At 36.9% G+C, this 7,931-nt stretch carries 5 protein-coding genes, 1 tRNA gene and 1 pseudogene; all 7 read right to left on the bottom strand.

What is annotated here, in order from left to right:
- Nucleotides 1-62: 62 nt before the first annotated feature.
- Nucleotides 63-1,688 carry a peptide ABC transporter substrate-binding protein gene (locus tag CP357_RS09035; RefSeq protein WP_098037118.1) on the bottom strand — a complete coding sequence of 542 codons (1,626 nt, stop codon included), beginning with the start codon at nt 1,686-1,688 and terminating at the stop codon, nt 63-65.
- A gap of 158 nt (nt 1,689-1,846) precedes the next feature.
- On the bottom strand, nt 1,847-2,500 hold the full coding sequence (locus CP357_RS09030) for an HD domain-containing protein (RefSeq protein WP_087176745.1): 654 nt from the start codon (nt 2,498-2,500) through the stop codon (nt 1,847-1,849).
- A complete protein-coding gene (locus CP357_RS09025; RefSeq protein ID WP_025005706.1) occupies nt 2,500-3,813 on the bottom strand; it encodes a C1 family peptidase in 1,314 nt (437 codons plus the stop codon). Before CP357_RS09025 ends, CP357_RS09030 begins: the two co-directional genes overlap by 1 nt.
- Before the next feature lie 69 nt (nt 3,814-3,882).
- Nucleotides 3,883-3,955: transfer RNA gene (locus CP357_RS09020), tRNA-Thr, on the bottom strand.
- 124 nt (nt 3,956-4,079) lie between these two features.
- On the bottom strand, nt 4,080-4,436 hold the full coding sequence (locus tag CP357_RS09015) for a hypothetical protein (protein ID WP_087235720.1): 357 nt from the start codon (nt 4,434-4,436) through the stop codon (nt 4,080-4,082).
- Between the two features lie 422 nt (nt 4,437-4,858).
- Complete coding sequence (gene tyrS, locus CP357_RS09010) at nt 4,859-6,121, bottom strand: tyrosine--tRNA ligase (protein WP_025005704.1); 1,263 nt, start codon at nt 6,119-6,121, stop codon at nt 4,859-4,861.
- Nucleotides 6,122-6,373: 252 nt separating this feature from the next.
- A pseudogene (locus CP357_RS09005) lies at nt 6,374-7,660 on the bottom strand (fibronectin type III domain-containing protein); the annotation flags it as partial.
- Nucleotides 7,661-7,931: the final 271 nt, after the last annotated feature.

The raw sequence follows: 7,931 nt of genomic DNA, 5'->3' as shown, positions 1-7,931 counted from the left end.
TCCAGATGGACTTTTTATTTTTCTAAAGTGTTCAATTTGATTTTACAATCGGCGATTAATATTTATTTTTCAACATATGCATACTTAAAGTTATAATTAGCACCTGCACCGTTGTAAACAACATTTTTAACCGTTGGTCGAACCATCCAAGCTTCGGCAGGTTGATACAAAGGTACTACTCCCTGTTCTGTTAACAATACACGTTCAGCCTTAGCTAAATCTTCAAAACGATCATCCATATTACCAGTAGTCTTTGAAGCGGCAACATACTTATCGTAATCTTTATTAGCCCACTTACTCCAATTATATGATGCATTTGTAGTATTCAAATCAAGGAAAGAAATTGGATCAGTAAAGTCCGCTTGCCAACCCATGAGCAAAGCATCAAAATTACCACTTTGGCCACGTACTAATGCAGTCTTCTTAGGTAAGCTGTTAACTTTAACACTGACTCCCTTCAAATTAGATTCAATAGTACTTTGCAAATATTCCCCAGCCTTTTTAGCATCATCATCGTCATAAGTTAGCAAAGTAAAGTTAACTTTACTTTGACCTAAAGCCTTTTGTGCCTTCTTCCAATAATTTTTAGCTAACGCAGGATTATATGTCATTACCTTATCTGTTTCAGCTGTTTTAACTAAAGCCGTATAATCTTTACCATTAAATTCAGTCATGTTAGCTGGTGAAAAAGTAGTTACTGGCTCATTGGCCCCACCTACTGAGGAAGCTAAAGCTTTACGATTGATTGATAACGAAAGTGCTCTACGGAAATCTGCATTCTTAAAAAGTCTATTTTTCTCATTTAATTGCAAATATTGAGTAGATGAAGCTGGTCTAATAGTATAGCCTGATTGATGTTTCAATTGCTTTGTAGCCTGTGGTGCCAACAAAGCGGCATCCAACTTACCTGATTGATACAGGTTATAGTCAGTTGATGGCGTTTTTTGAACGCTGTAATTAATAGTACTTAGCTTAACCTTATTCTTATCCCAATAATTATTATTCTTAACTAACTTCCAAGATAAATTAGAGCCTGTCCAACCCTTTGAAACAAATGGACCATTGTAAACCATAGTTTTTGAGGAAGTACCATAGTTCTTACCATACTTTTCAACAGCATGCTTATTTTGTGGGAAGAAAACACCAAATCCCATTAACAGCTTAAAATACGGGATTCTTCTATCTAAAGTAACAGTTAAATGTTGATCATCATCAGCTTTAACACCAAGTGTATCAGCCTTTTTCTTACCCGCTACTACGGCATCTGCATTCTTTACACCTGAAAAAAGATATGCATATTGTGATGCTGTTTTTGGATCAACGGTCCTGCGCCAAGAATAAACAAAATCTTTAGCAGTCACGGGATCTCCATTGGACCATTTAGTATTTTTTCTTAAAGTAAAATGCCAGGTCTTACCGTCTTTTGAAACTTCAGTCTTAGTTGCTAAAGCGTTTTCTACCTTAGAATTTTTACCTAAACGGTATAATCCTTCCATGGAATTGCTAATTTGATCCATGCTAGTAGCATCGGTTACCTTTGATAAATCTAAAGTTTGTAGTTCTGATTTAGTCATCCAATTTAAAGTTTGTTTAGTTCCAGTTGAAGAGTCCTTATTAGAACACGCTGCTAGAGTTGCAGCTGAAACTAAAACTGTAGCTCCTGCCGCAAATAATTTTGCAAATTTCATACAATTAACCCCTCTCAATTATGAGATTTTTAATAATTCTTTTTAACTTGATTAAGAGTATACTCATGTTTTTATTAAAATGCAATATTATTTTTTAATTTTATTTTTATACAGCACACAAAAAGGTTACTAGATATAGTTCTAGTAACCTTTTTAACTTATATATTCCACTCTTGCATGAACTCACGCACAAAATTGCGCATGTAAGCTGTACGTCGTTCAGCCTCTTTTTTAGCTGCCGGTGTATTCATCAAATCAGCTAACGAAAATAATTTTTCATAAAAATGATTGATCGTTGTTTCCTCATGATTGCGATATTGATCATGACTCACTAACTTCTCTGGTTTAATTTTAGGATCATAAATCTTGTTGCCGTGCTTGCCACCATATGTAAAGGCACGTGCAATTCCAATTGCGCCCAAACTTTCTAATCGATCTGCATCTTGAACATATTGGCCAGAAAGCGGCAAATGATAATGATGCTCAATATTGGCGGAGAAAGACATGTGCTGAATAGTGTAAAGAATGTCCCAAGCTTCTAGATCATTAAAACCTAATTGAGGCAATAATTCTTCGATCTCTTTAACCACCTTTGCGGGATCAGCACAAATCTTTTCATCAATCGTATCATGAAGATAACCTGCAGATTTAATAATTGCTACTTCGCGGCTATCCCTATGCGCATGTTCATGATCAGCAAGGTACATCTTGCTAGCTAATTTAGCCACACGCTCACCATGATAAAAATCATGTCCTGTCTTTTCGCCCTCTAAATGCTTTTTAGTAAAATCAATTACTGCATCAATATTCATTATGCCATTGAATCCCATGCTTCTACTGGAGTTGCTTCGCCTTCCCAGATCTTAACTAATTTTTCTGGGACGTATTGCTTCTTTACGACTACCTTAAATAAGTATTCGTTGAACCAATCATCATCCATGACAAAGTAGCCTTTTTCACCGACTTTTGTGCCCCAAGAATTTTCAATCTTCCATTGACGTGGCTTACCATCAACCACATCAACACCCACTAAAGTCATGGCATGAGTTGAACCGGAAGCACCAGTTTGCAAGCGTTCCTTCTTAGATAATTTAGTTTCAATATTAAAAATAGTATCGGTTTGGTAAAGGCCCTTAGATAAGATACCTTTTTGACGATCACTATCTTTACCGACATCACAGCCAAACCAGATAGTTTCACCAGCTTTAAGTTGCTTAATAGCAGCTTCTTTTAAGTTGTTAATTTCAGTATTTAAAAATTGAACTGGCGTACCACCTTCAACATTGTCTTCAAATGGTAATGCATAAAGTTTATCAAATTCATGATCTGGAGCATTGAACAAAACAATGTAATCATCAAGATCATCAGTAAAGTAATTATGGAAGAAATCGAGTGGAGTTAAATCACCATCAAAATGGTACTTGCCATCGTCATCTTTGAATTCAAGATCAAAGTGTTGGACAGGTTCACCAAATGCAATGACAGCCATGCGGTAAACTTCGCTTAAGAATTCTTGACGCTTTGCTTCGATTTCATCGGTCTTGTTTTCCTTAGCTAATTTACGCAAAACTAGACCATCTTCGCGCAGCTTCATATTCAATGCACGGTTAAAAGCGGCGGTATTGTTTGCAGTAAAGCTCTCTTCTTGAGCATAAGTTGGCACCAAACCATACTTGCGAATCAATGATACAGCCATAGCCCATTGACCACCATCGGTATCAGGGCCTTGCATATAAGTGTGTACAGTTCGATCATCAAGTGGTCTATCAGCTGTATTTAAAATATTGTCAAAAAAGATATTGGCTCTTTCTACTCTATCCCAGAAGAAGAGATAATTTTGAGAAAAAGTAAAATTCTTGGCATTGTATTTTTTAGCAAAACCATGACGCAAAGTATTTAATGCCGCAAATAACCAGCAACGTCCAGATTGCTTTTGATCAGTTACATTATCAGTAGGAATTTCGATTGAGAAATTACGGTTAAGCTTTCTAATTCCTTCGGTATTGAAACTTGCCTTTTGGACACCATTATTTACGACTGCTAGTTCTGCTACTCGGTTTTGTGGTTCTTTTTTATATTCTTTTTGAAACTTGGCAATTTCTGCCATTGTAAGTTCGTGTTTCATATAACTTTCCTTTCTCGTTAGAAATCATTTAGTTGTCATCATTTTAGCATTATTTTGCCTACTAAAAAAAGCCGCTTCCCAGGTTTGAACTGGGGACCTCCTCCTTACCACGGCGGTGCTCTACCTATTGAGCTAAAGCGGCGTTTCTATTGTATCAAAAAAGGCGAAGATATTCATTCTGAATATCTTTGCCCTTTAAAAATTCCTAATCTAAGAGTAGAAAAAGCCCACAAATATGTATGAGGTTATTAAACTTTAATCAATGACTAGTTCTTAACAACATCCTTGCTGTTCAGCCATTGCTTCTTGTTAATTCTAACAATCTTCTTGTGGTTAACCTTCTTAACAGCCTTTGCTGTGAAAGTTGAACCCATTTTAACTGTCTTCTTAGTCTTCTTAGCATTCTTAGTGTAAACAGCAACCCTTTGGTTTTTGGTGTCTTTAACAATGACGAAGATCTTGTCACCCTTCTTAATTGATGGGTTAGTTGGTACGTCTTCAGCAACACCTAACTTTGGAGCAGTAAATGAAGTAGCTTGAGCGGCATTACTACCGATACCGACAAGACTTAAGCCGATTACTAAACTTGAAACAACTTTTAAAACTTTTCTTGATTCTAGCATTTTAATAACCTCTTTCTATTTACTCGCTTTCTCTTTACGCTTTTACTATAACACTATTTAGCCAAAAGTAAACAAGATAGTTAAATATTTCACAATAAATATTCAAAAAGCTACGTTTTACAGCTGCGCTCTGTGTCCGTATTCCTAAATTGTATATTAGTATAGTTATATGTATATATTGTTGCAGTATTCTAAATCGTATAGTCATCATGTGAATTTGTAAAATAACTTATATTGATTATTTTGCTTTTTGTGGCAAAAAATAAAATAACAGTTTATCTAGTAAAATATTATTTTATTTAATTCACGCTTTTTCAGTATTCAAAACTGCATAAAATCAGTTACTATATTAATTAAATTTCATATAGTATTTCTGAAAACAAAAAAATGAGATGAATTATCATCCCATTTTCTCTGATTAATTACTTAATTGTAACCAAAGTGTACTTTCTCTTACCCTTACGGATAATTACATACTTACCATCGAAGGCGCTTGATGGATCAACTTCAAAGTCAACGCTTTGTTCACGATCACCATTAACATAGATCGCACCATTCTTAATGTCTTCACGTGCTTGACGCTTTGAAGGTTCAATCTTGGTATCAACTAAAAAGTCAACCAAGTTCTTCTTTTCGCTGCCTGCTTCTGCACTTGGAGCGTTCTTCAAACCTTGTTCAATTTGAGTTACTGATAAGTTCTTAATATCACCTGAGAACAATGCATCAGTAATCATTTGAGCTTCTTTAAGACCGGCTTCACCATGAACGAACTTAGTTACTTCTTCAGCTAAACGCTTTTGAGCAGCTCTCTTCCAAGGTTCCTTTTCAGTCTTTTCAGCCAAGTCTTCGATTTCTTCACGGCTAAGGAAAGTAAAGTACTTAAGGTACTTAACAACGTCACGGTCATCTTGGTTAATCCAGAATTGGTAAAATTCATAAGGACTAGTCTTTTCAGGATCAAGCCACACAGCACCACCAGCTGACTTACCAAACTTAGTACCATCAGCCTTAAGCATCAATGGAATAGTCAAACCAAATGCAGGACGATCTGCACCTTCAAGCTTGTGAATAAGGTCGATACCTGCAGTGATGTTACCCCATTGATCACTACCACCGATTTGAAGTTGAACACCATCATCTTTGTTCAAGTGGTAGAAGTCGATGGCTTGCAAAATTTGGTAAGTAAATTCAGTGAATGAAATACCGTTTTCAAGACGACTAGCAACAACGTCCTTGTTAATCATGTTGTTAACTTGGAAGAACTTACCGTAATCACGCAAGAAATCGATTAAGTTAAGCTTGCCAAGCCATTCAGCATTGTTTCTAATTTCAAAGTTTTCAGTACCAAACAACTTCTTCATTTGGTTAGTCAAGCATTCTTCATTGTGCTTAACTTGGTCGGCAGTTTGCAAAGTACGTTCAGTCTTACGACCTGATGGGTCACCGATTGCACCAGTACCACCACCGATCAAAATTACTGGGTGGTAACCTGCCATTTGGAATCTCTTCAAGATCATGAATGGAATTAAGTGACCGATGTGAAGTGAGTCACCAGTTGGGTCAGTACCACAGTAAAGAGCAAGATCATCATGTTCTGCTAAGTACTTACGTAAACCTTCTTCATCAGTTTCTTGATTAATGGCTCCACGCCACTTCAAGTCTTCTAAGATATCAAACTTTGCCATAATTTTCCTCCAATAAAAAACGTCCCCTGATCTTCCGATCAAGGGACGACTAAATTACATTATTAGCCGTGGTACCACCCACGTTTGCGCTACTGCGCCTTATTAAAGCCGGTAAAGGAGCAACCCTATTAAGTACTTCGCTAAAATCGGCCTGTCTAGCTCACACCAACCGCTAGTTCTCTGAACGCTGAGCCGACTCGCTACTCATTCGTTAGTTATGATATTAACGAGAAAAATAGTTTTAGTCAACCGCTATTTTAAGAAAACCGTTTTAATTGCGGACCATGGACCTTCTTCTCTGCCATTTAAAGCTTGTAATTTCACTTCATAACTTCTATTTCTGGTAATACCTGTAATAGCGTTAGAAGCTTGATCGGTTACTTCGTAATACCACTTGCTTGTACCTTTTTGGCGGTAAGCAATGCGGTAACTTTGTGCACTATCAATTTTCTTCCAAGCTACATGAATGTTGTGGTAAGTATTGTCAGCTTTAGCAATGGTTAAATCGACAGCTCCTGGTGTGGCATCTGAAGGAGCATAGTAGGTATGCTCAACAACTTTACTCCAAGCACCAAAATAATTATCAGTTTCTGGATTACCGTAACGAATGTAGTCAGGGTTGCTTACTCCGCGAGCTACAAAATCATAAGTTTGACCATTAACTAACTTTTTACCAATTTGAACTGGAATTTTATGACCGTTTCTTTCTAGATAGCGCGTAGCTGGAGCAGTACTTACTTCTACAGTGTTGCTACTAGAAGTAAATGAGGCAGCCTTTGAGCCCTTCTCACGCCATGCAAGTTCGTAAGTCTTAGCATGAAGTGCATCCCTCAATGTAGCAACCACACCATCCTTAGTATCCTTCAAAGATTCAATTTCAGTATCTGTTGGCACCATGCGTGTATCAGGGACAGCTGTTAATTGGAAATCATAAAGCCCGCGAGTATTTACACTAAACACATAGGTTCCTTTAGCCAAGTACCAACTTTGGCTGGCAGTCTTATTGCCATTAACTTTGAAATCCTCTGGGTAAAGCATAGTGCTACCGCCAACAGAATTATCTTTATCAAACATGATTACGTTCATCTTGCTGAAGATGTTGCCTTTTCCAAGTTGATAAATTGGATTATTAGTCATCTTCATCGTAACCATTTGAGGTGAATCAATAGTAAAGCTGTAGTAGTCGATACTATCATAATTGTACATTTCACCCATTGCTTTGATTTTTTGACCAATTTTAATCTTTCTTGCCTTAAGGCTGCTGTTATCATTATCCTTCTTAGTTTCAACGTAAGTTTCTAAATTCTTACGAATCTTGGTCAAACGAGTATATGCAGTCTTTACGTTGGCATTCTTTGAACTGGTTAAATAGTATGTACCCTTACGCAAATAATATGTATTCTTCTTTTTGCCATAAGGAATACATGTCCATTCCATGCTATTTTTCAAGGTAACATTGCTATTTGTAACTAATCTACCAGCTGCAGGTAAATGTAATTTGTAAATTTTGCCTTTAGTTACGTGGTTACGTTTATTAATAGTCAACTACCCTAGACTGAAGTCTAGGGCTTAGTGGCTCGTTAGCTTACGCTAACCAGAACACCAACTTGCTTAGATACGGACTTGACTTACCAGCAATAATCTTTTGGCTATTGCCGATAGAGGTCGTCTATTTACCAAAGCCTTTTGAGTCCGCGAGTTGCTAGCGGACTGCAGCCCCGAATAAGGCTGCTTTTTTTATTTTAGGATTCTGCCACTTGCCTAATCCTTTTTCTAAGATGTTCACGGCCGCATTCCAATCACGAATATG

Source organism: Lactobacillus sp. UMNPBX6, assembly GCF_002553975.1.
Classification (GTDB): Bacteria; Bacillota; Bacilli; order Lactobacillales; family Lactobacillaceae; genus Lactobacillus; species Lactobacillus gallinarum.
This window is presented reverse-complemented; position numbering and strand designations above follow the sequence as displayed.